This is a genomic window from Bradyrhizobium sp. NBAIM01 (assembly GCF_020194115.1).
Lineage (GTDB): Bacteria > Pseudomonadota > Alphaproteobacteria > Rhizobiales > Xanthobacteraceae > Bradyrhizobium > Bradyrhizobium yuanmingense.
The window spans coordinates 53,391-77,487 of the sequence record NZ_JADYVU010000023.1; the positions used below are offsets into that span (position 1 = coordinate 53,391).

Here is a 24,097-nt window from a genome sequence, read left to right on the forward strand (position 1 = left end):
AGACATCGACGTGCTAGGCCAGGCGATGCGCGGGACAGATATCCAGAGTGGCAAGGCCGCCGCGACGCTGGCCGCATTGGCAACTCCCGCCCTCCTGCTCGACAGGGACCGGCTGGATCGCAATCTTGCCCGTCTATCCTCGCGCATGGCCGCGCGCGGTGTGGTGCTGCGGCCCCACATGAAAACCGGAAAATCCATTGACGTCGCCCGGCGCGTCTATCGGTCCGTGCCCGGGCCAATTACTGTCTCCACCCTGGCGGAGGCGGAGTATTTCGCACAGCACGGTTTCCGGGACATGACCTATGCGGTAGGTCTGGCGCCGCACACCTCCGACAGAGCGATGCGCTTGCAGAAAGCAGGCATCGACATCAAGGTGCTGTTGGACTCGCCTGAGCAGGCTGCCATGCTTGGCGCGGCCGGGCGCGCAGCCGGTGTGACACCGTCCGCCCTTGTCGAGATCGACTGCGACGGTCATCGCGGTGGGCTGACCGCGACCGATCCGAAACTCGTGGTCGTTGCGGCCGCCATGGCCGAGGCCGGCGTCAAGATCGCCGGCGTTCTCACCCATGCCGGCGAATCCTACGGCCTCAGTACGCCTGCGGCCCTTGTCGCGGCTGCGGAGAGCGAGCGCGCCGTGGCCGTCGCCGCCGCGATGACATTGCGCGCGGCCGGCCATGAATGTCGTGTCGTCAGTGTCGGTTCGACGCCGACCGCGCATTTCGCCGACGACCTGACCGGCGTCACGGAAATGCGGGCCGGCGTCTACATGTTCTTCGATCTGGTCATGCACGGCGTCGGTGTCTGTACGACCGACGACATCGCAATCTCGGTGCTCGCCACTGTGATCGGGAAGAAGCCCGAGAAGGGCTGGATTTTGGTCGATGCGGGCTGGATGGCCCTGTCGCGCGACCGCGGCACCGCGGCACAGCCGGCCGACCAGGGATACGGTCTGGTCTGCGACGTGGCGGGCAAAGTCTTTCCCGACCTGATTGTTTCCCAAGCGAGCCAGGAGCACGGGATCCTCGCCGTCAGACCCGGGTCGGCGCACGCTTTGCCCGATCTTCCGATCGGCGCGAAGGTCCGCATCCTGCCCAATCACGCCTGTGCGACGGCGTCGCAACACGAATTGTACAACGTCGTTTCCGCGGACAGCGAGGCGATCGAAGCGCGATGGCCCCGGATGCGCGGCTGGTAGGCCGTCGAAAGGATCGCTTCCAATGACCTCGCCCCTTCGACACCTGACGGAAGCCGGCTTGCTCGGAAAATTCTACATCGACGGAGAATGGCGGAAGCCGATCGGATCAGTCGCGGCCGCAGCATCCGTCGTCAATCCGGCGACGGAGCAGTCGATCGCCGAGGTTACGCTTGGCGACGACGATGATGTGGACTGCGCCATAGCAGCTGCCAGACGAGCCTTCGCCGGCTGGTCCACGACACCGCCTGCTGAAAGAGCGGCGCTGCTTGATCGGGTTCATGGTTTGCTTCTCCAGCGGCTGGAGTTGTTCGCGCAGGTCCTCACGTTCGAGATGGGAGCTGCCATCACCTATGCGCGCCGAGCCCAGGTGCCGCTGGCCGCCGAGCACATCCGTGTCGCACGCGACAACCTTGCGAACTATCCGTTCGTCACCCCACGCGGCAGCACCGCGATCATGCGAGAGGCGATTGGGGTCTGCGGTCTCATTACCCCCTGGAACTGGCCTCTCTACCAGATCACAGCCAAGGTCGGCCCGGCGCTCGCGGCTGGTTGCACGGTGGTGTTGAAGCCGAGCGAATTGTCGCCGCTGAGTGCTTTGCTTTTCGCTGAGGTGATGGACGATGCCGCTTGTCCGCCCGGCGTCTTCAACCTCGTCAATGGAACAGGCCCGATCGTCGGCGCTCGTCTGGCGTCGCATCCGCAGGTGGACATGATCTCGATCACCGGCTCGACCCGGGCTGGCGTTCTCGTCGCGCAAGCGGCTGCACCCACCGTCAAGCGCGTTGCCCAGGAGCTCGGCGGCAAGTCACCGAATATCATCTTGCCTGATGCCGATTTTGGCCGTGCCGTTCCGCTGGGCGTCGCGGCCGCCTTCCGCAACCTCGGCCAATCCTGCAGCGCGCCGACGCGCATGCTGGTGCCTCGCTCACACATGAAAGAGGTCGAGGCCTTGGCGGCAGAGGCCGCTTCAGAGCTGGTGGTCGGCGATCCCCTTGCGGAAAGCACGACCCATGGCCCGGTTGCGAACCGGCCGCAGTTCGAGCGCGTGCAGACCATGATCGGTGTCGGCCTGGAAGAAGGCGCCAAGCTCGTCATCGGCGGGCGAGGTCGGCCCGGCGATCTTCGGACTGGCTTCTATGCGCGGCCGACCATCTTCTCGAACGTCCGTCCCGACATGAGGATCGCGCAGGAGGAAATCTTCGGTCCGGTGCTGTCGATCATTCCCTACGACACCGTGGACGAGGCGATCGCGATCGCCAACGACACCGTCTACGGGCTCGGCGCCCACGTGCAGGGCACCGATATGGAGACAGTGCGAACCGTCGCGGGGCGGATCCAGTCGGGTCAAGTCCATCTCAACTATCCTGACTGGGACCCCAATGCTCCCTTTGGCGGCTACAAGCGCTCCGGCAACGGTCGCGAATACGGCATCGAGGGCATGGAGGAGTATCTTGAGACCAAGGCCGCTCTCGGATTTTACCGATGAATGCTTCTGCGCTGAACTGGGACTCGGTCCCGCTAGAGCAGCTCGTATCACTCAAGTGGTTAAAAACCCGAACATCTTGCGAAGTCCTTGATGATTTCAGCACATTCTATCGACCGCACGATGCGATGAAGGGCTGATCGGAACTTTGCTTCCGCATTCTTGGCAGCCGAGGTTCGTTGGAACATGTCGCCCCACGTCGAGCGCATTCACAGCGATGAGCGTCTTCCGGCCGAGGCCGACGTCGTCATCGTCGGCGGCGGCATCCTCGGCTCTACGGCCGCCTATTACCTGGCGAAGCGCGGCCTCTCCGTGGCGCTGCTCGAGAAGGGCCACGTCGCCTGTGAACAATCGAGCCGAAACTGGGGTTGGTGCCGCCAGCAGAACCGCGACCGGCGCGAACTGCCGCTCTCGGTGCTCTCCATGCGGCTGTGGGACGAACTCACGCGCGATGTCAATCGGGACCTCGGATTTCGTCGCTGCGGTCTCGTCTATGCGACCCATGACGAGGCTGTGCTCGCGGGTTGGGAAAAGTGGCGCGAGGTCGCCAGGGAGTACGACGTCGACACCCGCGTGCTGAGTCGGGCGGAGGTGGCCGAGCGCGTCCCCGAAGCGCGCGACAAATGGGTCGGCGGCACCTATTCGGAGCGGGATGGCAAGGCCGAACCTGCGCTCGCCGCGCCGGCTATCGCCGAAGCGGCCAGAACTCTGGGCGCCACGATCCACCAGGGATGCGCTGCGCGGAAGCTCGACCTGGCCAATGGCAAGATCGCGGGCGTGCACACGGAGAAGGGCTACATCAGAACCAGCGCGGTGCTGTGCGCCGCCGGCGCCTGGTCCTCGCGCTTCCTTCGGCCGCTCGGGATCAGTTTCCCCCAGGCGAGCATCCGGCAGACGGCGCTGCGTTCTACCCCGACAATCAACATCGGCGAGGCGGTCTCCACACCGTACTGCACGATCACGCGCCGACTGGATGGCAGCTATACGCTTGCGATCAGCGGCAAGGCGAACCTCGAAATCACGCCCCAGGCGATCCGATACAGCCGGGAGTTCATGCCGCAGTTCTTGCGTCGCCTGAAGAACGTCAGGCTCGGCGTCGGCCAATCGTTCGTTTCGGGGCCGGATTCAATGGCGGCGCTGCTGACCAACGACGATCGGATATTCGAGCAGAATCGCGTGCTGGATCCTCCGCCCTTGAAATGGCTGGTGAGCCAAGTGGTGGCGAGTGTCCGGAAAACCTTCCCCCAACTCGGCGAAATACAGATCGATAGCGCCTGGGGCGGCTTCGTCGATTGCACGCCGGACGCGGTGCCCGTGGTGTCGCAGGTGGACGGGGTGAAGGGCCTCGTCCTCGCGGCCGGCTGCTCGGGTCACGGCTTCGGTTTGGGCCCGGGGCTCGGCTATCTGGCCGCAGAGCTTGTCGTCAACGACACGCCTTGCGTCGATCCCGCACCGTTCCGGCTGTCGCGTCTGACCGACGGCTCGAGGCTGGACATAGCCGCCATCTGAAGATCGAGCCGGAAATCAGGCCCTGCAGTCCCCAAGGAGCGTTTCCTCCCCAACTTGAGCCACTCCTTCGGAGTGGCTCTTTCTTTATGCACGAGAGGATTTGGCTGATCGGGGTGCATCGGCCGAAGCCCCGCCGTTCGGAAGCATCGGCACGCCGGCTGATGGTTCAACTGGCAGACTTCCCTCCCATTGGGCAAACGATCGCGCCGGCGTTCATGATGTCCGCCGGATCAAAGGCGGTCTTGATCCGGCGCATGGCCGCGATACGCCCAGGATCGCTGTACCGGTCTAGAAGGTGCTTCTTGAAGCGACCGACGCCATGCTCCGCGCTGAACGTGCCGCCGAGCGCGGCGGCCGTGTCGTAGAGTTGCAACGAAAGGCTGTTTTCGATCCGCTTGGTGAATTCCAGCCGGTCGACATCGCGAGGAACGAGCACGTTGTAGTGCAGATTGCCGTCGCCGACATGGCCGTAGACGGACAATTCAAGGTCGGCGTCATACGATCGTACCTGCGAGCCGGCCAGGTCCAGAAAGCGCTGAATGGAGGAAAGCGGTACCGAGATGTCGTGCTTCACCGATCCGTTCCGGCGCTTCTCGCCTTCGGGGATGGTCTCCCGGAGCCGCCACATCGCGGTTCGCTGCGATCCGCTCTGCGCCAGCAATGCGTCATCGACGCAGCCGGTCTCGATCGCCTCGGCCAGAACGGCTTCCATCAGTTCGTCGAGATCGAGATGGCGTGAGGAAGAGGCGAACTCGACGAGAACGGCGCCTCCGGGGCCCGCGCCGAGGGAGGGCGGGTCAGACATTGCTTCGGTCGCGAGCGTAATCGAGCGGGATGTCATGAATTCGAACGTGGTCAGAAGATCCGCCGATTCGCGGCGGATCAGCGTGAGAAGCTCGGCGATTGGAGCGTCCTTCGCGAGCTTCAGCCAGGCAGTCGCGCGGCGGGTCGGCAAGGGCGCGAGACGCAACACTGCGCCCGTGACGATGCCGAGAGTCCCCTCGCTTCCGACGAAGCACTGCTTGACGTCGTAGCCGGTATTGTTCTTCCGCAACTTGCGCATGTCGGAGACCACCGTGCCGTCCGCCAGCACCGCCTCGATTCCGAGCAGCAGATCGCGCGTCATCCCGTACCTCACGACCGACAGCCCGCCGGCGTTCGTGCCGATATTGCCGCCGATCCGGCAACTGGCTTCCGCGCCGAGGCTGAGCGGCAACAGAAGGCCCGCAGCCGCCGCGGCGTCCTGGACGTTCTTCAGGACGGCGCCGGCATCCACAGAGATGCTCATGGAGACGGGATCGATTTCGCGGATCCTGTCCATCCGCTCGAGGCTCACGATAACCTGGCGTCCGGACGCGTCCGGCGTAGCGCCGCCGCAATAGCTGGTGTTGCCGCCTTGCGGAACGATTCCGATCCCGTAGTGCGCCGCCAGCCGTACGATATCGGCGACTTGCTGTGTCGTCGCCGGCTTCAGCACGGCAAACGTCGAACCCGTGAAAAGCTGACGTTGATCCATTGTGTAGGTGGCGATCCGCTCCGGGTCCTCAACGACGCCCCCGCTGTCGAGGAGGTCACGAAAAGGTCGGACGTGTACTGACTGGGACATGTCTCAGCTCCCGATTGGCGCTGAACCATCTTTGCGCGCTTGTACGGGATTGCCTGCCGTTCGGTGCTGCTTTCGAAGAAGCCAATGCTGAAATGCCGCGGTTGTCGGCAGTGCCAGGAAGGTGCTGCTTTTTTAGGTAGCCGAACCTTCCTATTGACTGCTGCCCGCAAGCGAGGGTGACCGCGGTGTCCCCTCCCAAATACTCTCGCGCCCCTTGCCCGGGACTGTTCCTCCTGCGAGATCTGGTCTCATTTGGAAGCGACTGCCAACCTATTTAAATTGCTAGAGGGGATTCCGCGACCATCTCTTGTCGCGTGTCCCCAAACCGTCAGGTGCCCTCCGCGGTTGGATATTTCGCTGTAAGTCATTGATCTCTAATGGTGGGATTTTGGCCCAGTTGGAAAAATTCTCTTGAAGAATCAACGGCCATAGCATGTCTCTTAATCAGCGGGTCCCAGGTTCGAGCCCTGGTGCGCCCACCACCTTTAAGCCCGCAAGGGCTTCTTTAAATTCTTCGATAGAGCAAAGCGCGTCTGGTGCGACGTTTTTGTTGGAGTGGACACGGCCGGTTTGCTATTCGGTGTTTCCCTAGTTTCTATATCTTCACCCATTCGATACAGCGCGCAGATCCGATGGGACAAGTCGGTCACGTGCTTGTCGTAGAATAGGAAATCGGAGCGGGCAAAACGGACGGTGTGTTCTGTCCGGCGCAGCAAGATACCGCTTGCTGCAGAACCAGAATGTTCCGGATCTGGGCCCGCGAAGCGCAATGGGCAGTTCGATGCGGCGGCCAGCGATCGCTGGCGGGGTCATGCGCAAAGATCCGTTATGCACGCACGATCTAGCCGGCTTAACCTCTTTCGCGTCAGCCGCGCTTTCGCTGAGAGGGTAACGTAAATTCCACGACCTCGTGCTTGTCGCACGGATCAGGTGGCTGATTTTTCTTCACGATCAGCTCGAGCTCGAGAGCCTCGAAGGCGAGCTCATCCGCCAAGCGCTTGAACAGCTCGCGCTTCTCTATGTCCGTCGCCCGCTGACTCATCAGCGTAAATTCTCTGGCGTCAGCGCGGACCTTTTCCAAACGTCCTCGGAGGTCCTTCATGTGTGCCGGCGTAGCTTTTAATATTATCCTCGGCCCGAACAATCAGTTTGCTTGTTCGGATTCACCGGGAGTCAACTGCCGAAACTCGATACTGGTTCGATGCGGACCGCCAAATTCGTCGCTCATCGTGCTGCGATATTTGGCCATGCTCCATGACCCGGCCCCTGTTCAGGGACTGCGGGCTGAGGTCGGCCGTCCTGGCTGATGAGCTATCTCTGTCCGGCTCTCGCCCGATGATGCACAGAACGGGCATACCTGAAGGGGCATGAATGTTCGAAAGCGCACAGACGCGAGTGTTGCGCCCGACTAGGCTGCGAGCGATCCTGGGCGTTCGCGAAGCGCTCAGGGCCCGATGGCATCGGCGGATGCCAAATGTGCCGGCTGCAGCGAGGCGGTTCCGTCCGCGAACGCAGTGTTGCCGGCTGCGTGCCGGGCATGAGGCAGGAATAAGCCCGGCAGATTAGATCAACAATGGTCGTTCTCGTGCGTAGTGTCCTTCTCATAGTGGGAATATGGCTGCTGGTGAACGTTCTGTTCGTTGTAGCTGTCCTGCCCTCGCGCAGACCGGCACCTACTCGGCACGCAGCAATTCCATCTCCGGCGACGATCAACACGACGGCCGGTCGCTGGGATGGTCGCGAACCACCACTCCTGCAGCGCGGGATGACTCCAGTTGCAATCAGAGTTCTTTTCGTCGTCCTCCTCCTTCCAGCCCTTCGAGCGTGGAATGCGGTTAGGCGGCACTTCAGAGAGCATCACGACTAGAGTCGGGCCATCGTGCGCTTGAGTTCTCGTCGATGTCTTCACTGCGCCGCGGGCCCCCCGAGCGATTCAGCGAGACCGTCAGCCGGATCGCAAGTGCGGTCGCTACGGCCAATGGCTCCAACCATAGTCATGACCCGCGTTAAAACGATAATGTGAAAATCTCAGATCGGGAAACAGCCGGCGCCAGCATTCCCAACCCAAAATGCCGCAATCGGCGCTCAATTTGTCTGGCGCTTTTGAGCTGAAGCCTGATCGATCAGGAAATCGTCCAAGTCTCGGCCGCTTCGAAGCTGCGGCCGCAGCCATCGCGGCTGCCTGCCACGACCCGACCATGTCTCCGCTGGGTTCTTCGGATTGCGATATTTGGGACGGACGGGCGGATATGGACGACGGCGCTTGTAATTGAGCCGTGTGACCTCGCTGGCCAGTCTAATGCTGCGCAGCCTTTCCTCCAAACGTGCTTTTTGCACCAACATTTTCTGAGTGAGTTTGGCGGCGACCTCTTGGTGAAGGGTCCAGAGCTCGTCAACGGAGAGCGAATTAAAATGCGCGGTGTTCATGGCTCCAATCCGAATCTTGGGCAGAAGGCCCGGGCACACAAGTCGGGAATCAGGGAGCAGGCAAGCCGCCAGTTAAATATTGATCGCACAATCCACATTTAAATCCGCTAGGTGGCAGGGAGAAAGGCGCGACGATGGCAGTATCGCGATGGAGTATTTAATTCGTAGCGGGGGTGTCCACGTATCGCGACATCCACGAACTCATCCCTCGGCAAGTTTTGCTTTGGTGTTCGGGAACGGGCGCAACTATCGCAATCGACCGGGCGGCTACGCCGCGGATCGAGGCCCGGCGCAACTCAGATGACCGATGAATCCATCGGCCTATCCTTGTTGCAGGCATCCCTGGAGTGCTGGACCGGCATATAAATTAGGTGGCCAAGAATACCATTAATTCATCGCGTTGCCCGATTTAAGCCGCATGGGGGCCGTTGTCGCCGCTAAGGCTCAAGCGGGGCGCACCCGGGAGTTTCCGATGTCCGGACATTTGCGATTGTACTTCGCCAGTTTGCTCCTTGTCGGAGGTTTTTCGGCGACGCCTGCGTCTTCCAATCCTCTAACCGACTTCTTCAATACTGCTACGTCCCAACCCACGGTAACCACCCCTCCGCCGCAAGCCGAATGCGCGCCGCGTCCCGGTACCTCGACCAGTGGCGGACAGCATTGGGTCTACCGAACGGACGGTCGTCGCAGATGCTGGTTCCTGGCCGAGGGCATCGCGACGGTGAAGAAACCCATTCGGGCTCCCGCGGCCAAAGACCGTAGCGCCAGTTTCGACGAGAACCGGACCACGCAGACCACGCGGAGCGTGATCGTTGATGCGCGTGCGGAGTTGCTGCGCTCTGCACCGCCCGAACAATCCCAGACGCCTGTAACGGAAATGCAGGTAGCAGATGCCACTTCCGATCTCGGCACGGGTGCTACCCTGATGTCGGCGGCTCCCGTCGGAGATATTCCCCGCAACCAGCTCAAGCGCGAACACTCCGTGCCGGATCAAGTCAACGTTGGGCAGTTTCTCGCCGCCGCGCCTGCCGACCCATCTCAAGATATGCCGCTGGGCCCGCGCACTGCAGAGGGGCACGACGAAGCGCGCAGCTGGACGGGCTGGCTCGGTGGGCTGCTGATGACGCTTGGTGGCCTCTCGCTCTTAAGCTCGAGCCACACGCTTCGGCACGCAGTGAGACTACGCCACTGAGGTGGCGACATACGAGGTACTGCCGCCGCGCGACCGACGGATTGAACGAGCAGGTATCGCCGAACTGACACACGTACAATGGTTCCGTTGCATCGCACTTAGTTTGGCGCTGCCTTAACCGGACATTCGGGTACGATGATCGTCACCTTTTTGGATCGGACGGCATCATGCGGTATAAGGTTTTCGTGGTGGACGGCAGCCGGCAAGTGATCTGCACTGCAAAGCTCGACTGTATTGACGAGCAGGCGGCGAGACGCCGAGCCGAGCAAATGCATGACGAGCACGACGTTGAGCTTTGGGAAGGCGATCGGCTCGTTGCGGTGTTCCGAAGTGCAACGTCGAATGAAAGTCGGAGCTAACGCCCGACCCTGAATGGGCGGCCGGTCTCGCCGCCGAGTTCGTTCAAGTGTTGTGAGGCACCCCGGCCTGGCTGGTTGGCGACGCGTCGTAGCGACGTCATCGCCGAGGCTCGCTAGGCGCAGATGAAAGCCGCCCAGTCCTCTTTCAAGGTAGCGGTGGACGCGAGGAACGCGGGCAATCCGTGCATCAAATCGCGCGAGTGAGCCGGGTCATCCTTCGGATCCGGCGGGTCTCTAAACGGCTCTAGCTCTGCCGCTCGCTTTGGTACGCCGCCTTCTGCCGATTGGTTTTGTTTCTAGATGTCGGAGCTTACTTCGAAGTTTCTCCACCTCTCTGAGCTCCTCCAGAAGCGCCTGGTGCCGTTCGCTCAGAACAGCACTAGAGGAAATTTGACGCATACTCATCACATGCCTCAGAAAAGAACTTAACTAGGAAGTCGACGAAAACGGAAGACAAAGAACGCCCGACTGAAGCTCAATGAGCTAAGGCCGCGGCGGCCAGATGCTCCCAGTACTCTGCCTCTGCAAGCAATTTCCAGCTTCGCGCAGGTTGGAGTACGGCAGTCTGACGGCAGAGCAAGGCCATTGCGCGAAAGCGGCGGGCAGCTTCCATTCCAACCTCCCATGTTTTCTTTTCCCCAACATATTTTTTAATTTTGTGATGGAGTCATCATGATTATATACGATAATAAAATAATCGGTTTTTTTGCTTTTCTCCGCACCCAGGGCAGATGCGCCGGCTACCGAGCCCGTAACAATGATGACGGGTCCTGGCTGCGCGCTACGCTCTAGAGCGTACCACCATCCCGCGATGGTCCGCCTCGCAAGGTGGGGTCCAGGAGCCTCTATGATTGCGGCACACCGGTGCAACTGACGGGAATCATGCGGCTACAGGCAGCGATCAGTGCGATCGGAATTTTTTAAGGGATCACCTCACCCGTCGTGACAGATGTGCTGCGTCGCGCCTTCGCACGTCGCGAAATTTGCTCCATGTGCGCGGGCCAGGGGCGCAGCATCCGGTCGATTATATCGCCCTCACATGATTACCTATTAATCTTATTATAGCGCTGCTCATCCGTAATAATCCGGTGATTGCTTACCGACTCCAGCCAGCGCTCTGCCCAGGATCCGATTGTTGGTTCGGCTATCGTATTTGATTTACGGCGCTTTTGTCGATTCTGAGATTGTTGTGACGGCTCGCTTCGCAGTGCGTCGATTTAAAATCGGAATTATATATTAAATGTTGACGCTAATAAGTATTTAATGAATAGTTTGTCGCTGGCGGGGCCGGAGATAAATCCGCAGCCGCTGAAGTTGCCAAGGTGTCTGAAAAATCCATCTTGAAAGAAGGGATTCCTCTATGTTGCATCATTTCATCGAGACCAAGGAAGCGTTGAAGCGTCTGCGGACGGACCAGGACGGCGTGGTGTCATTCGAGTACATCATCGTCGCGGTTTGCATCATCGGCGCAGTGTCAGCTGTGTTCGGCGTTGGTGCCGGCGGTGCGATCGGAACCGCGCTGACAGGCGGGATCACCGCGATCACCACCGCTTTTACTGCGGCGGTCTGATACGGCCGTCCGGCCAGAGGGGGGCATCGGAATGTGTCCCCCTCCGAATGTTATTTCTCTCCATTCTTATTGTTGCTGTGCCTTCCCACCACCCTGAGGCATGCATGAGCTGGGTTTCTTCCATCGTCTCGATACTGGAAATCTCCTTGTTGCTGTATGTCGCAACGCTCGACGTCGCGACCCGCACGATCCGAAATGACGTCTGTCTCTTGCTGGCGCTGCTCGGGATCGCCCGTCAGCTTGCCAGCCCAATGCAATTTGCCGAATCCCTCATCGCCGCGGCGCTCCTGTTCCTGCTGCTGCTCGCGCTCTACCAGCGTGGCGGGATTGGCGGAGGCGACGTCAAGTTACTGGTAGCTTTGGCCATTGGCCTGCCGCCGACGGGCTTGATTGAGTTGCTGGCGGTAACCGCGCTGGCCGGGGGCGTTCTTGCCCTGGTGCATCTGGTGATGCGCGTCCTGCCATATCCGAAATTGGCGCCGGTCGGTTCGTCGCTCGCACGGCGCGTCTACGCGATCGAGCGCTGGCGCCACGTGCGACACGCGCCCCTGCCTTACGGGGTGGCCATAGCGTGCGGTGGCATCTGGACCATCTCGAGCAGAGGATTTTGACATGTCATCCACGTTGCGCCTCTCGATCATCCTGGTGCTCTTGCTTGCAACCACCGCATTCGGGCTGATCGCCTACAACATGAACCTGCCGAAACAGGTTCCGGTAACGGTTACGGCGCAAGGGCCGGCGCCTCCTTCGACTGTCGGGTATTTTGTCGCGGCACGTCCGCTGTCGAAAGGTACATTGGCCCGCGAAGAAGATTTCGCCGTGCGCTCGGTGTCGCCTGAACGCCTTCCCGCAGGGGCGATCCTGGAAACACCGGACTCGAAGGCCGGACTTCCCGGCTCTCTGGTCCGCAAATTCGTCGACGCTGGCAGTCCCATCACCTTGCAGGACGTATTGCGACCTCGGGATCGTGGCTTCCTGGCCAGCGTCCTGGCACCGGATAGCCGTGCGATCAGCATCAAGGTGGACGAGGAGTCTGGCGTGTCGGGGCTGATCAGGCCGGGTGATCATGTTGATGTCTTGTTGACCCAGGTGTTCGAGAAGGCAGATCCCGCGCGCCGGGCCCTGAGCGAGACCGTTCTAGGAAACGTTCGAGTCATCGCGATTGACCAGGAAATCATGCAGGGTGGCCGAACCGTAAGCTCGGTAGCCGGCTCGGTGGCCGGCAAGCAAGCGCAGACTGTGTCGTTGGAGCTTGCCCCGGACCAGGTCAAGAAGATCACGGTCGCAAGGCAGCTCGGAACGCTTTCCCTGGCGGTGCGGGCCGCAGTCGAGCAGTGGGATACGGCGGACACTGGCGCCATGTCCAGCTGCGATGTGTCGCCGGAAATCGCCCGCCAAAATGCGATTGCTGGCCGGACTGCAGCGGTCGTTGTTCATTCCGGTGGTCAGATAAAGCAATACTCGGTCAGGAAACAGGAATCTGCCGATGGCGACGTTCCGATCAACTGCGACGGGTCGGAAGTGTCCCGCCGCGGGGCGACGATGGTGGTTCAGGCAGGCAAGTTGCTGGAGAAACGTTGATGAGCGTTAACATAGCGGCCCTCAGCACGCCTGAAGAAGCGACGTCTGTTGTCGCCCGCAATCGAATCGTCTGCTTCGTCAATGACGAATTGAGTGCCGCGGCTCTGCGCAAGGGCCTTGAAGGCAGCAATATTTCGATCAAGCGGGGCACGATCCGCAATGCCATACGGATGCTCGAAACGGACACCGAACTATTCGCCCTGGTGACGGACATCAGTGGTATCGATGATCCATTTGCCGAACTGGAGCGGCTGGCCGGCGTCTGTCCGCCCGATGTCCGGGTGGCTCTGATCGGTGAAAGCAGGGAGATCACCTTCTATCGCGCGCTTATGGAGCTCGGCTTGACCGAGTACCTGCCGAGACCGATCACGCGGGACATGGTGCTGGACCAGCTGCGCCCAAAGCTGCTTGGCGATCGTGCGCCGGCGCCGACCGACCGAGGCGGCCATGTGATCTCGATCTGCGGTGCGCAGGGCGGTGCCGGCGCAACGAGCATCGCCATCAATCTCGCGCTGCAACTGGCCGAGACCACCAAGGCCAAGGTCGCGCTGCTCGATCTTCATCTTCAAGGCGGCGAAACAGCCGTGATGCTGGGTGTTCAGCCCGGACCAGGCCTGCGCATCGCCCTGGAGAACCCGATGCGGGCGGACACGTTGTTCCTCGAGCGCGCCGCAATCGCAGTCAACGAGCGAGTCAGCCTGATTTCCGCCGATGAGGAACTGGACGCTCAGCTCGACATCACCGAAGCGGGCGTGAGGCACGTCCTTGGCCTGCTCCGCCAACGATTCAACTACATCGTTGTCGATGTCCCGGTCCCGTTTCCGTCATCCATCCATCCGGTGATCTCTCTTTCCCGGCACGTGCTGGTGCTGCTGGAGGCGGAGGTGACCGGACTTCGCAATGCCCACGCACTACGGACCGCCGTCACCAACATTGCCGGCAGGGATCGGGTCTTCACCTTGCTGAACCGTGCCAATCGCCCGGGCGGCCTTCCCAGGGCCGCGGTCGTCAAGGCGTTGGGGACAGAGCCTGACATGGTCGTACCCGATCTCGGGAAGGGCATGACCCAGGCGGTCAATCTCGGAATTCCCGCTCTGAAGCACGTATCTGCACTGCGACGCCATCTCGCGCCGATCGTACGGGAGATCACGGGGCTTGGCGCCGAGCAGAAGGGACGGCTGAGGAGGCTGCTGGGGCTATGAGAAAGTTTGGTAGGCGCGACGAGGAAACGCCGGTTCGCTTGCCTGCATCGACGCCGAGCTTGGCTGCAACGACGCCAAGCGTGCCTGCATCAACCTCAAGGCGCGACGAGGCTTCGATTGACCGGCCGGTGATGCCAGCTTCGCTGCGCGAACGCGTCATTGAGCAGATTGAGCCATCGGTGGCCGCAACTGTTTCGCGTGACGTCCTTCGGCGCCAGATCGAGGAAATCATCCATGGCATCGCCAATGAGGAACGGCTCGAACTGTCGGGTCGCGAGCAGCTTCAACTGGCGGACGAGATTGCCGACGACATGACCGGCTATGGGCCGCTGCGTCCGCTTCTGCTCGATCAATCGATCAACGACATCATGATCAACGGGCCGAGCAACGTTTATGTCGAACGAGCCGGCAAGCTGGAGCGGATCGCGGTGCGCTTCCGCGACAATGATCACATCGCATCGGTGGCCCAGAAAATTGCCGCGCAAGTTGGACGGCGCATCGACGAATCCAGTCCGATGGTGGATTGCCGCTTGTCCGACGGCAGCCGCGTCAACATCATCTTCCCGCCGCTGGCGATCCACAGCCCCTGCATCTCGATTAGAAAGTTTCCGAGCCGCCGCCTGGATATCGCCGCACTGATCGAAAACGGCTCGATGACCGCAGCCGTCGGACAATTGCTGGAGATTGCCGCCCGGTGTCGGCTCAATGTCCTGGTCTCCGGCGGCACCGGGTCCGGCAAGACGACGCTGCTCAACGCCATGAGCCAGTTCATCGATCACAGCGAACGCGTCGTCACCATCGAGGATGCGGCGGAGTTGCAGCTCCAGCAGCCGCACGTGATCAGCCTGGAGACCCGGCCTCCCAGCCTTGAAGGCACGGGGCAGGTGACACAGCGCGATCTGTTGTGGAATGCGCTGCGCATGCGTCCTGACCGGATCGTCGTGGGCGAGGTGCGCGGCGCCGAAGCGTTTGACATGCTGCAGGCGATGAACACCGGCCATGATGGTTCGATCTCCACGGTCCATGCCAATAGTGCTCGCGACGCCCTGACCCGCATCGAGAACATGGTGCAGATGGGGCAGGTGAATCTGCCGTCGCGAGCCATTCGAACTCAGATCGTCGCTGCACTGGATCTCATCGTGCAAGTCGAACGCATGCGCGATGGGCAACGTCGCATTATCCAGATCAGCGAGGTGATGGGCCTGGAATCGGATGTGATCACCACCAATGACATCGCAACATTCGAATACCAGGAGGAGGACGACAATGGGCGGATCTCGGGCACTTACCGGGCCACCCTTGCAGTCCCGAAATTCAAGAGCCGTCTCGTCTATTTCGGGCTCGATCGCGCCTGGGCCGAGGCAGTGAGGCAGATATGATACCTGAGGCCGTGATCGTCGCTGTTCTGGTGCTCGCGATGTGCGCAGCCGTCGGCTCGTTATGGCTCGACGGCCGGGAGCGACGCATGGACCGCCGGCTGGCGGTCGCTCTACCGGCCTCCCATCCGGCCAGCCTGCCATCCATTCGCCGGGCGGAGACCGGCTCCCGATATCTGCTTCTCCACCGTTTGGCCAATTACAGGCCCGAGATGGTTCACGCCTGGCATCCGGCGTATGTGCTGCTTGCTGCCGCTATCGCCGTAGCAGCGATCTTCTACGCTAATCGCCTGCTGGGATTTTCCGTTTTCTACGTGTCTGTCGCGGCTGCGGTTGCCGCCGTGGTAGTCGTGCGAGGTCTGTTTGGCTGGCAGCAACGTCGGTTCGCCAGTCAACTTTTCCGGCAGCTGCCTGACGCCATTCAGCTGGTGACGAGTACGGTTCGATCGGGTCTGCCTGTGCACGAAGCATTTCGCACCATCGCGCGCGAAATGCCGCAACCGACGTCTGGACAATTTGCAATCGTGTGCAGCGAAATGAATCTGGGAAGACCTCCGGAGGAAGCCGTCGAAGGCGTCTATCGGCGAACGCAAGTGGCAGAGTATGCGATGTTTGCGGTGACACTTGCGGTTCAATTGAAGTCCGGCGGCAGCTTGGCCGAGACCTTGCAGACGCTGGGCGACACGGTGAGTCAGCGTGTTGCGCTCGCTGCTCGCGCCAAGGCGCTGGCGGGAGAAGTGATCTTTTCCTCGCGAGCACTCACGATCTCGCCCCTGATTGCCGGAGCATTGCTATACGCGGCCAATCCGCAGAACGTCGATCTGCTGTTCACTGACCCGACCGGAAACAAGCTTCTGGCTTACGCGGTAGTCTCGGTGCTCATCGGGCATCTGGTGATAAGTTGGATGGTCAGGCGGGAAACAGAACTATGACTTTTGGTCTCGGGCTGGCGGCCCTCGCAGTCGTAGCTGGAACGGCGGCCTTCATGTTGATCATCCGCGAACTACACGTCCGTGCATTGGACACGCGGGTCTCAAACGCCGTGATGGGTATCCCTTACCGTTCAGCCCCCTTCAAAGACCTGACCGGTTGGTTCTCGTGGCTGGGCATGCGCTATCGGCGCTTCTACGCCGAGGAGAATCTGGAGGAGCTACGAACGGTCCTCCACTCATCTGGATTCAATCATCATAGAACCTTGCCGATCTGGATCGGCATCAAGATCGTCAGCATGTTCGCGCTGCCGGTCATTGCGCTGCTTCTGGCGCAACTTTCGGGAAGGAGACCTGCCGACGTGCTGGTCTTCACGCTGATGGGTGTGGTGATCGGAATCTTGGGTCCGCGATTGGCTCTGTCGGTGATGAAGCGGCGCTTTGATGCTGCCATTCGGCTGGGCACGCCGGATATGATCGATTTGCTGATCGTGTGCAGCGAGGCGGGAATGGGCCTGGAAAGCGGGCTGGGGCGTGTCGCCGAAGAAATGAAGTCGACCAATCCTGCCATGGCCTGGGTGCTGCACCGACTCCTTGATGATCTCCGGATACTGCCAAGCCGCGTCGAAGCATTCGAGAATTTGGCGGTCACTTCGGATGGTCTTCGCCGGTTCGGCACGATGATCAGCCAGAGCTTGCAGTACGGAACGCCGTTGGGCCAGGCGCTGCGCAGTATCGCGCTCGACCTGCGGCGGGAACGCATCACCAAGCTGGAAGAAAGGGCGCACAAGTTGGGCGCCAAGCTGACCATTCCGATGGTGCTGTTCCTGCTCCCAGCCATGTTCGTCATCATGGGGGGAAGTCCCGTTCTTCACCTCGTGCGTTCGTTCGCCAGCTTCGGAAAGTAGCCATGAGCACAATTGCCCTCTCCAAGAGCGGATCTTACGACCGGATCATGCGGCTGCTTGGCAGCTTGTGGTTCTTGTTGCTGGCTCTTTGCGTCGCCGTCAGGATTGGGGCGTCGCTGCACGATCCGTGGCCCTCGCTCTTGTCGAGCTTTTGCCTCGGCATCTTCTACATGCTCCTGGCGCTGTTGATCATGACGCGCTCACCGGCAAAGGCGCATGCCGATGGCCTGCTTCCAAGAATAGCTGCCTTCGTCGGCAGCTATCTGCCGTGGTCGATCAGCTTCCTCGGCAAAACCGACGACACGCTGCCCAACCTGGCATCGACGGCTTGCGTGCTGGTCGGCACGATCATGATGCTCGTCACCATCCGACATCTGGGTCGGTCGTTCAGCCTGGTGCCGCAGGCGCGCTCGGTGGTCCAGACCGGACCCTATCGATGGATCAAGCACCCGCTCTATGTCGCCGAAGAAATCGTGGTGCTGGGCGTCGTGCTGCAATACCTGACACCGGTCACGGTGATGGTCCTGGTTCTGCATATAGGCATTCAGGTCTGCCGAATCCTTTACGAAGAAGACCTGCTTCGGCGCAATTGCCCCGAGTATTCGAGTTACGAAGCATCACGTTGGCGAGTGATTCCTTACGTTTGGTGAGCGGCTATGCGTGGCCGGATTGTGGTGGACATGGTTCAGATCGCTGCGGCTCGGGTGACGCGATCGCACGTGGCAAGTCCCCGTGGTGGCAGGCGCGCGTATCGTAAAGGGTCCTTCGTCGCCGATCAGCGCGGCGCCGTCGCGTTTGAGACAGTCATCGTTTACATTTTCATGGTGTCGTTCCTGCTGATGCCGCTTGCCGACGTCGCTGCCGCGGGCTTCCGGTTTATCTCTGCGTGGTCGGCCTTGCGCTCATTCGGACAATACATTCAATACAAGACTCCGCCCGACCCGGCGAACCCGGGGACCTGGGTGTCGACGCTGCAGACAACGGTCGCCGGGCATACCATCGGCAACATCCAGGTCATGTGCGGAAGCACAGCCTGCAACTCCGGCAACCTTGGTTTGACTCCCAAGTACTTTACGTTTTCGACGACCGTCACTTTGGCCCCGATTGTGTTGACGTCGGTGCTGTGCCCCAGCAGTTGCACGTACACGCTGCCTTACTCCGAACGTTTCCAGTAGGTGTTCTCATGCGCAGTCTGCTCCGTTCCAGACGAGGCTCGGCCGCATTCGCAACAGTCATCGTGCTGATTCCGCTCATCGGCGTGGTCGCACTCGGGGCCGAGGCGGGATCGTGGTACGTCACCAGGCAGCACGCGCAGAATGCCGCCGATGCAGCGGCCTACTCGGGCGCCCTGCGACTTGCATGCGACAATGCTGGTGTGCTCTGCGATACATCAGTGGATTATCAAGCAAAGGAATTCGCGGCACAGAACGGGTTCTGCAACTCCGGTGACACGGCCTATCCGGGCACCAACTGTGCGACAAGCCTTCCAGCAGGAATCTCGCGGGCCGTGCAGATCGATATCGGCAGCTACAGTGCGGGTGCGTTCACAACGCCGCCCGCAGGAGGCGGCGGTAACGCCGTTCGCGCCATGGTCAGCCAGCAGCAGCCGGCCTACTTGTCGGCAGTGCTGGGTTTGACGACCGTCAACATCCCCGCCCAAGCCATCGCTCTGGTCGAACTGCCGAGCAAGGTGTGCGCCTTGGCGCTCGGACCTGATCCGAACGGCGGCGGAGGGGCGCTTAAGATTGCCGGTAACGTCAGCAACAACGGCATGGGTTGCCCGATAATGTCGGATGCCAGTGTTCAGTTTGCCAGCACTGCCTCTTTCACCGGTTCGGGATGGGCCGTCTTGGGTGTAACCGGCTGTAGTCCAGCCAGCACCTGCGCCAATCCCGGCGTCACGTACAACTACTTTATGCCGTACGCCAACAATCCGCTCAGCAAATTGGACAGCCAATCGTTCAACAGCTTGACCTCGAGCGGGAGGCCAAACGACTTGGCATGCAGCGGTACGTTGGTGCCCAATACCCCGCCGAGCAGCACTAACCTGTACCGCAACCTAGCGTGCACGACCGGGGACGCGGTAGATTTTAGTCCGGGCACGTACTTCTTCTACAATGGCACGATAAGATTCAATGGCGGAACCATCACTTGCAGTGCCTGTAGGCCCTGGCCACCGGCAGGCACGGGCGAAGGCGTCACTCTGGTATTACTCGGGGATTCGAGCATTTCCATCTCTGGCGGCGCCAGCGTTGAGCTGTCCGCTCCCTACACCAACACCTTCTCTTCCGATCTGAACGGCGTTCTGATTGATGATCAGGCGCCGAGCAAGAGCAGTAATAAAGTCAACATCACCGGCGGTACGGTAAGGCTGGGTGGTGCGATGTATTTCCCGCATGTCGACGTGACCTGGAACGGAGCGACACAAAGTACCAATACGACCTGTTCACAAGTGATCGCCCAGACACTCACCATGGGCGGTGGCGGCTTCCTGAGCACGGATGGATGTAATCCGGTCACCGTCCCTTACACCCAAGTTGTCCGCTTGGTGCAGTGATGAGAAAGCTCGATCAGCGGGGCATCGCATCGTTCGAGTTCATCCTCGCCTTTGTGTCCCTTTTTATGTTGATCTTCGCCATCTTCGATCTCGGACGCTATGCGATCACGATGCAGTCCTTGCGGACGCTCGCGAGCGCCGGGGCCCGAGCGGTCATGATCAACTGCTACACGCCTGCATTGCTTCAAAGCCCGCCTCAGTCGCCGTCAAGCTGCGCGGGCGATCCGATGTCCACGACCGCAAAGCAGACTGCCGCGCCGTTCCTGTATCGCGGCGGTCTCACGCCGACGCTGGGCGTGGCATCCAGCGGCAGCAACTTGACCGTGACCGCTTCTCAAGCCGGCTTCACCATGCTGATGCCGATATGGGGCACAGCACTCAATGCGCCGAGCGCGTCAACGCAGATTCCCTTTTAGGCAAAATATGGCAACGTGCCTTACCCATCTTGAGCGACATCGCCTCGGGTCGGCGCTCGAGCTGGACAAACCCCTCGGAATCGAACTGCGCCAAAGCAATCTGAGCCTGGCCAAGTGCCGTTTGGAGACGACGAGCCGACGCCGTTCGATCGTGAGCCACGACGGAATCTCGCGCAAACGTGGTCGTGCTGCAGCAGTTCTGAACGGAGCTGCAGAGAGAAATGATGCGCGCCCGCAACATTGGAAAGTTTTCTTTGCGACTTGAGGCTGTGCGGTAAGCGTCTCTTCTTGCAAGCAGGCAGCATCAAGGACGATGATCTTGGAAACGCGAAGTAACGAATTGTAGTCGGACATCTTGTAAGCTCTGCGGCGTGGTGCGCAGAGGGGAACTATTGGGGATGTCGAGCACGTAGATTTGCGGGGGAGCCGCGGATCGCAGTTGGGGGACTCGAATGGGTGGCGATCGCATTTCAGGTAAGATAAGGGAGCTTCTCGCCTTCAGCGTGATGGGTCTTGGTGCGGCGCTCGCCTCCTTTGCGTCCGCTGACCGCGCGATGGCGGCAGACCGGCGGGGCTCCTCCGGCGGCGGCGTCTTCGTCAGCGAAATGAACGATGTCCAGCGGGTCAAGGTGGTGGTCAACAAGTCACGCACCTTCAAGGTCGATACGGCTTTCGCAACTATCGTGGCCGGCTCGCCCGACATTGTGGACGTGAAGTCGCTCAGCGATCACCTGATCTACGTCCAGGGCAAGCAGACCGGCACCACCAACGTCATCCTGCTCGACTCCTCGATGAAGCAGATCGGCATCCTCGACGTCGAGGTCGTGATCGATACCGGCAATCTCCAGCAGAATATCCGCAGCAGCACTGGCGGGCACGGGATCCGCGTCTCGGCTTCCGAGGGCCAGGTGGTGCTCAGCGGAACGGCCGCCGATGCGGTTACGGCCGAGCGGGCCATGGCGATCGCCACCAGCACAGTCGCGAAGGGGGGCACTGTCGTCAACGCGATGAGTGTCGCGGCGCCGCAGCAGGTGATGCTGGAGGTGCGTTTTCTCGAGGTTACCCGGGATGCCGGCCGCGACCTCGGTGTGAACCTGTACGCAGCGAATGCCAACGGGACCAACGTCGCGAATACGGGACGTGGCAATTTGAGCACTACGGCGGGCCGGCGACCGATTGGTGGTATCAACACCGCCAATAGCCCCCTGGGCGTTGGCGGCGGCGCTGTCGGTGCCCCCCCAACCGGCAGCCTGCCGTTACTCGGAACAGCTGGTACGCTTCTTGGCACAGCGGGCGGCATAGCTCCGATCCCGTTCGGAAGCTTGTTGACCAGCATCGTCCGAACCAGCAATGGCGGTTCGGTGGACTTGTTGATCTCTGCGCTGGAAACCAAAGGATTGGCTCGCAGGTTGGCCGAGCCGAACTTGACCACGCTTTCCGGAGATGCAGCGCGCTTCCTGGCCGGTGGTGAGTTTCCAGTGCCGATTCCGAACACGACCGCAGCCGGCTTTCCGACCATCACCATCGACTACAAGAAGTTCGGTGTCGAACTGGCCTTTGTCCCCACCGTGCTCTCGCGGGGGGTCATCAACCTTCGGGTGGAGCCGTCGGTCAGCGAGCTTGATTTCGCCAATGCAGTGACGATTCAGGGGACGACAGTTCCGGCGTTGACCCGCCGCGATGCACGGACCACGGTGGAGCTGCGGGACGGCCAGAGCTTTGCGATCGCCGGCTTGCTGCAAACCCGCAACCGTCAGGACGTTTCGCAATTGCCCTGGATCGGTTCGGTGCCCGTGCTTGGAGCCTTGTTCAGCAGCAAGTCGTACCAGCAGGAGGAAACCGATCTCGTCATCATCGTGACGCCGCGCCTGGTCGCACCGGCCGCGCCCGGTCAGCAATTGGCGTCACCGCTCGACTCCCGCCTTCCGGCCAACGACGTCGACTTCTTCCTCAATGGCCAGATGGAAGTCCGCAAGCGTTACAATGACTACGTCAACTCCGGCGGCGACGTTAAAGGACCTTATGGTCACATCATCGCTCCCGAGCTCACTGCGACCATTCCGGCACCGGCTGTTGCGAACCAGCCGGTCGTAAAAACGCTTAACTGAGAAGGAAGCGGGAGATGACCATCAGGTATCTGGCTCTGTTCGCACCGCTGCTGCTCGGGGGATGTTACGGGGTGGCCGGTCATGACGAGGTGGACCGCTATTTCCAGCGTTCAGACACCATCACGATGAGTGCCGGCAATGCCAAGGAGGTCAACGCGGTCACCCACACAATCCATCCATGGCCGCGAAACGTCGGTGATCGCAGGATCACGTACGACGCCCGGCGCGTGGGCGCCGCCGTAACTCGCTATGGCAACACGAAACAGCCGGTGGATCAGCTTCCCGACATCGGCGATGCGACGAAACAAATGGGCGTGCGGACTGCCCCAACCCAGAACGTCAACATAGAAGGATTGGGGGCTGGATCGACTGCTGGAGTATCAGTGCCGGTTGGTGGAGTAGGCGTAGGCGGCAGGTAACGATTTTTAGTGCGTGGTTTTGGCGATTTTGTTTGCGAACGGCGCAGTGAAGTTGCTGCGACGTGCGGGGGACCAAGGGGTTATGCGACGTATCATCTTCATGCTGACCTGTTGCTGGTTGGGGATCGGCCTTGCGGGGTGTGATCATACGCTGAGGCAGGCTGCGGTCGTCGCTCCCGTCGAGCCGCCTGGGGGGGACCCCGTGCAGGAGCCGACGGACGTCAAATATTATCCCTCGGACGAGCCGGTACGGCTGGGCTTGGAGCATTTCAACCGCGGCAGCTATGGGTTAGCCAATCGCTACTTCAGGGATGCGGTCGAGAAATCGCCGAAGGATGTGACGGCCTGGGTTGGACTCGCGGCGAGCTATGATCGGATACGTCGCTTTGATCTCGCCGATCAGGCCTATGCCCAAGCGATCCGGCTGGGCGGCGAAACCGTGCAGGTCCTGAATGACCAGGGATATTCGTACATGCTGCGCGGCAATCTGAGTGCGGCGCGCCGAAAGTTCGAGAAGGCCTATTCGCTCGATCCAGGCAACCCGGTTATCGCCAATAACCTCGAGCTTCTCAATGGCAGCCGGCGGTTCATTGAAAGACCACCGAACAACCAGCCTTAAGAGGGCGATCGACTACTGCGATCGCGGCCAGTTCTCGTCAATTGGGCCCAATTACAGCATCAGCGTGACGGCTGCCGCTGCGGACGATGACAACAACGCCATTGCGAACGGTAAATCTCGCGCCGAGCAGCTTCCGCACCTTGTCCGTGATCGGAGAGGAAAAGGGAACGGTTTCTCCCACGACGGGATCGCCGACCTTTGTCGTCTCAGTCGCGGGGCCAGCAACTGGTGCAGGCTTGATATAGTCTCGGACAAGCTGAATCTCTTCACGTGACAGGATGAGCGGAGCCTGGTCGCGTTGGATCTCCGACGGCGGTTTGGGTATTCCACTGCTTGCCTTTTCGCGCATCTCGTTCGTGCTTGCGATCTGATCGAGCCTGGCTACGCGCAGCTTGAGTGCGATGATATCACGTTGCAGTGTTGCGATCTCCAATTTGCGCGCGTTGACCTGCATGAAGACAATGATCGCGCAAACGCAACTCACGACGAAGCCGACGCTCAGCAGTGCGATCAACCAGCGCTCGAAGTTTCCCGTCGACCCCCTGGTCGTTCGGGGGAGTTGATCGCGCTGGAGATGGCGCCGCCAGATGCGACGTGCTCGGTCGATCCAATTGGTAGAGCCCGTTACACCGGTCCCCGCC

At 60.8% G+C, this 24,097-nt stretch carries 22 protein-coding genes; 18 read left to right on the forward strand and 4 right to left on the reverse strand.

Translation table 11 applies throughout. The features are described 5' to 3' along the window. Positions 1 to 25: 25 nt before the first annotated feature. From I6F31_RS34950 to I6F31_RS34960, 3 genes are all read left to right on the forward strand, one after another. Positions 26 to 1,195 (forward strand): alanine racemase, encoded by a 1,170-nt coding sequence (locus I6F31_RS34950; RefSeq protein ID WP_036025135.1) that lies wholly within the window; start codon positions 26 to 28, stop codon positions 1,193 to 1,195. 22 nt (positions 1,196 to 1,217) lie between these two features. After that, positions 1,218 to 2,681: an aldehyde dehydrogenase family protein gene (locus tag I6F31_RS34955; protein ID WP_225186937.1), complete on the forward strand. Its 1,464-nt coding sequence runs from the start codon at positions 1,218 to 1,220 to the stop codon at positions 2,679 to 2,681. Positions 2,682 to 2,864: 183 nt separating this feature from the next. After that, a complete protein-coding gene (locus tag I6F31_RS34960; protein ID WP_036008157.1) occupies positions 2,865 to 4,187 on the forward strand; it encodes an FAD-binding oxidoreductase in 1,323 nt (440 codons plus the stop codon). A 166-nt stretch (positions 4,188 to 4,353) separates the two neighbouring features. Here the strand turns inward: I6F31_RS34960 and I6F31_RS34965 are convergent, their stop codons facing one another. The 3 genes from I6F31_RS34965 to I6F31_RS34975 form a co-directional block, all read right to left on the reverse strand. Beyond that, the gene (locus tag I6F31_RS34965) at positions 4,354 to 5,793 is read right to left on the reverse strand and encodes an FAD-binding oxidoreductase (RefSeq protein ID WP_225186938.1); all 1,440 of its coding nucleotides are present in this window, start codon (positions 5,791 to 5,793) and stop codon (positions 4,354 to 4,356) included. 865 nt (positions 5,794 to 6,658) lie between these two features. Beyond that, positions 6,659 to 6,895: a hypothetical protein gene (locus I6F31_RS34970; RefSeq protein WP_109142896.1), complete on the reverse strand. Its 237-nt coding sequence runs from the start codon at positions 6,893 to 6,895 to the stop codon at positions 6,659 to 6,661. Between the two features lie 983 nt (positions 6,896 to 7,878). Then, positions 7,879 to 8,220 carry an H-NS family nucleoid-associated regulatory protein gene (locus I6F31_RS34975; protein WP_074448231.1) on the reverse strand — a complete coding sequence of 114 codons (342 nt, stop codon included), beginning with the start codon at positions 8,218 to 8,220 and terminating at the stop codon, positions 7,879 to 7,881. Positions 8,221 to 8,692: 472 nt separating this feature from the next. Between I6F31_RS34975 and I6F31_RS34980 the strand changes: the two genes are divergently transcribed. The 15 genes from I6F31_RS34980 (at position 8,693) to I6F31_RS35050 (ending at position 23,456) form a co-directional block, all read left to right on the forward strand. Next, entirely contained in the window at positions 8,693 to 9,412 is a 720-nt protein-coding gene (locus I6F31_RS34980) for a hypothetical protein (protein ID WP_109145688.1), read from the forward strand. Positions 9,413 to 11,131: 1,719 nt separating this feature from the next. Continuing rightward, a complete protein-coding gene (locus I6F31_RS34985) occupies positions 11,132 to 11,341 on the forward strand; it encodes a hypothetical protein (protein WP_036008144.1) in 210 nt (69 codons plus the stop codon). A gap of 104 nt (positions 11,342 to 11,445) precedes the next feature. Beyond that, positions 11,446 to 11,952: a prepilin peptidase gene (locus I6F31_RS34990; RefSeq protein WP_225148549.1), complete on the forward strand. Its 507-nt coding sequence runs from the start codon at positions 11,446 to 11,448 to the stop codon at positions 11,950 to 11,952. Between the two features lies 1 nt (position 11,953). Beyond that, positions 11,954 to 12,922, forward strand: coding sequence for a Flp pilus assembly protein CpaB (gene cpaB, locus I6F31_RS34995; protein ID WP_192893116.1), 969 nt, complete (start codon positions 11,954 to 11,956; stop codon positions 12,920 to 12,922). Further along, positions 12,922 to 14,124: an AAA family ATPase gene (locus tag I6F31_RS35000; protein WP_225148548.1), complete on the forward strand. Its 1,203-nt coding sequence runs from the start codon at positions 12,922 to 12,924 to the stop codon at positions 14,122 to 14,124. The genes cpaB and I6F31_RS35000 overlap by 1 nt, the downstream gene beginning before the upstream one ends. Then, positions 14,121 to 15,503, forward strand: a complete 1,383-nt coding sequence (locus I6F31_RS35005) for a CpaF family protein (protein ID WP_036008135.1) — start codon at positions 14,121 to 14,123, stop codon at positions 15,501 to 15,503. The genes I6F31_RS35000 and I6F31_RS35005 overlap by 4 nt, the downstream gene beginning before the upstream one ends. Beyond that, positions 15,500 to 16,432, forward strand: a complete 933-nt coding sequence (locus I6F31_RS35010; protein ID WP_192893117.1) for a type II secretion system F family protein — start codon at positions 15,500 to 15,502, stop codon at positions 16,430 to 16,432. Before I6F31_RS35005 ends, I6F31_RS35010 begins: the two co-directional genes overlap by 4 nt. Beyond that, complete coding sequence (locus I6F31_RS35015) at positions 16,429 to 17,337, forward strand: type II secretion system F family protein (protein WP_036008129.1); 909 nt, start codon at positions 16,429 to 16,431, stop codon at positions 17,335 to 17,337. Before I6F31_RS35010 ends, I6F31_RS35015 begins: the two co-directional genes overlap by 4 nt. 47 nt (positions 17,338 to 17,384) lie before the next feature. Then, complete coding sequence (locus I6F31_RS35020; protein ID WP_225143698.1) at positions 17,385 to 17,987, forward strand: methyltransferase; 603 nt, start codon at positions 17,385 to 17,387, stop codon at positions 17,985 to 17,987. Between the two features lie 30 nt (positions 17,988 to 18,017). After that, positions 18,018 to 18,512, forward strand: coding sequence for a hypothetical protein (locus I6F31_RS35025; protein WP_225127712.1), 495 nt, complete (start codon positions 18,018 to 18,020; stop codon positions 18,510 to 18,512). A gap of 8 nt (positions 18,513 to 18,520) precedes the next feature. Continuing rightward, positions 18,521 to 19,894, forward strand: coding sequence for a pilus assembly protein TadG-related protein (locus I6F31_RS35030; RefSeq protein WP_225148547.1), 1,374 nt, complete (start codon positions 18,521 to 18,523; stop codon positions 19,892 to 19,894). Continuing rightward, on the forward strand, positions 19,894 to 20,310 hold the full coding sequence (locus tag I6F31_RS35035) for a TadE family protein (protein WP_225127708.1): 417 nt from the start codon (positions 19,894 to 19,896) through the stop codon (positions 20,308 to 20,310). The genes I6F31_RS35030 and I6F31_RS35035 overlap by 1 nt, the downstream gene beginning before the upstream one ends. 452 nt (positions 20,311 to 20,762) lie before the next feature. Then, positions 20,763 to 22,418 carry a type II and III secretion system protein family protein gene (locus tag I6F31_RS35040; protein WP_225127706.1) on the forward strand — a complete coding sequence of 552 codons (1,656 nt, stop codon included), beginning with the start codon at positions 20,763 to 20,765 and terminating at the stop codon, positions 22,416 to 22,418. 14 nt (positions 22,419 to 22,432) lie between these two features. Further along, complete coding sequence (locus tag I6F31_RS35045; RefSeq protein WP_036008116.1) at positions 22,433 to 22,837, forward strand: hypothetical protein; 405 nt, start codon at positions 22,433 to 22,435, stop codon at positions 22,835 to 22,837. A gap of 82 nt (positions 22,838 to 22,919) precedes the next feature. Then, complete coding sequence (locus I6F31_RS35050) at positions 22,920 to 23,456, forward strand: tetratricopeptide repeat protein (protein WP_085969012.1); 537 nt, start codon at positions 22,920 to 22,922, stop codon at positions 23,454 to 23,456. Positions 23,457 to 23,493: 37 nt separating this feature from the next. Here I6F31_RS35050 and I6F31_RS35055 read toward each other — a convergent pair. Further along, a partial coding sequence (locus I6F31_RS35055; protein ID WP_225186939.1) for a hypothetical protein occupies positions 23,494 to 24,097 on the reverse strand: 604 nt, incomplete at its 5' end.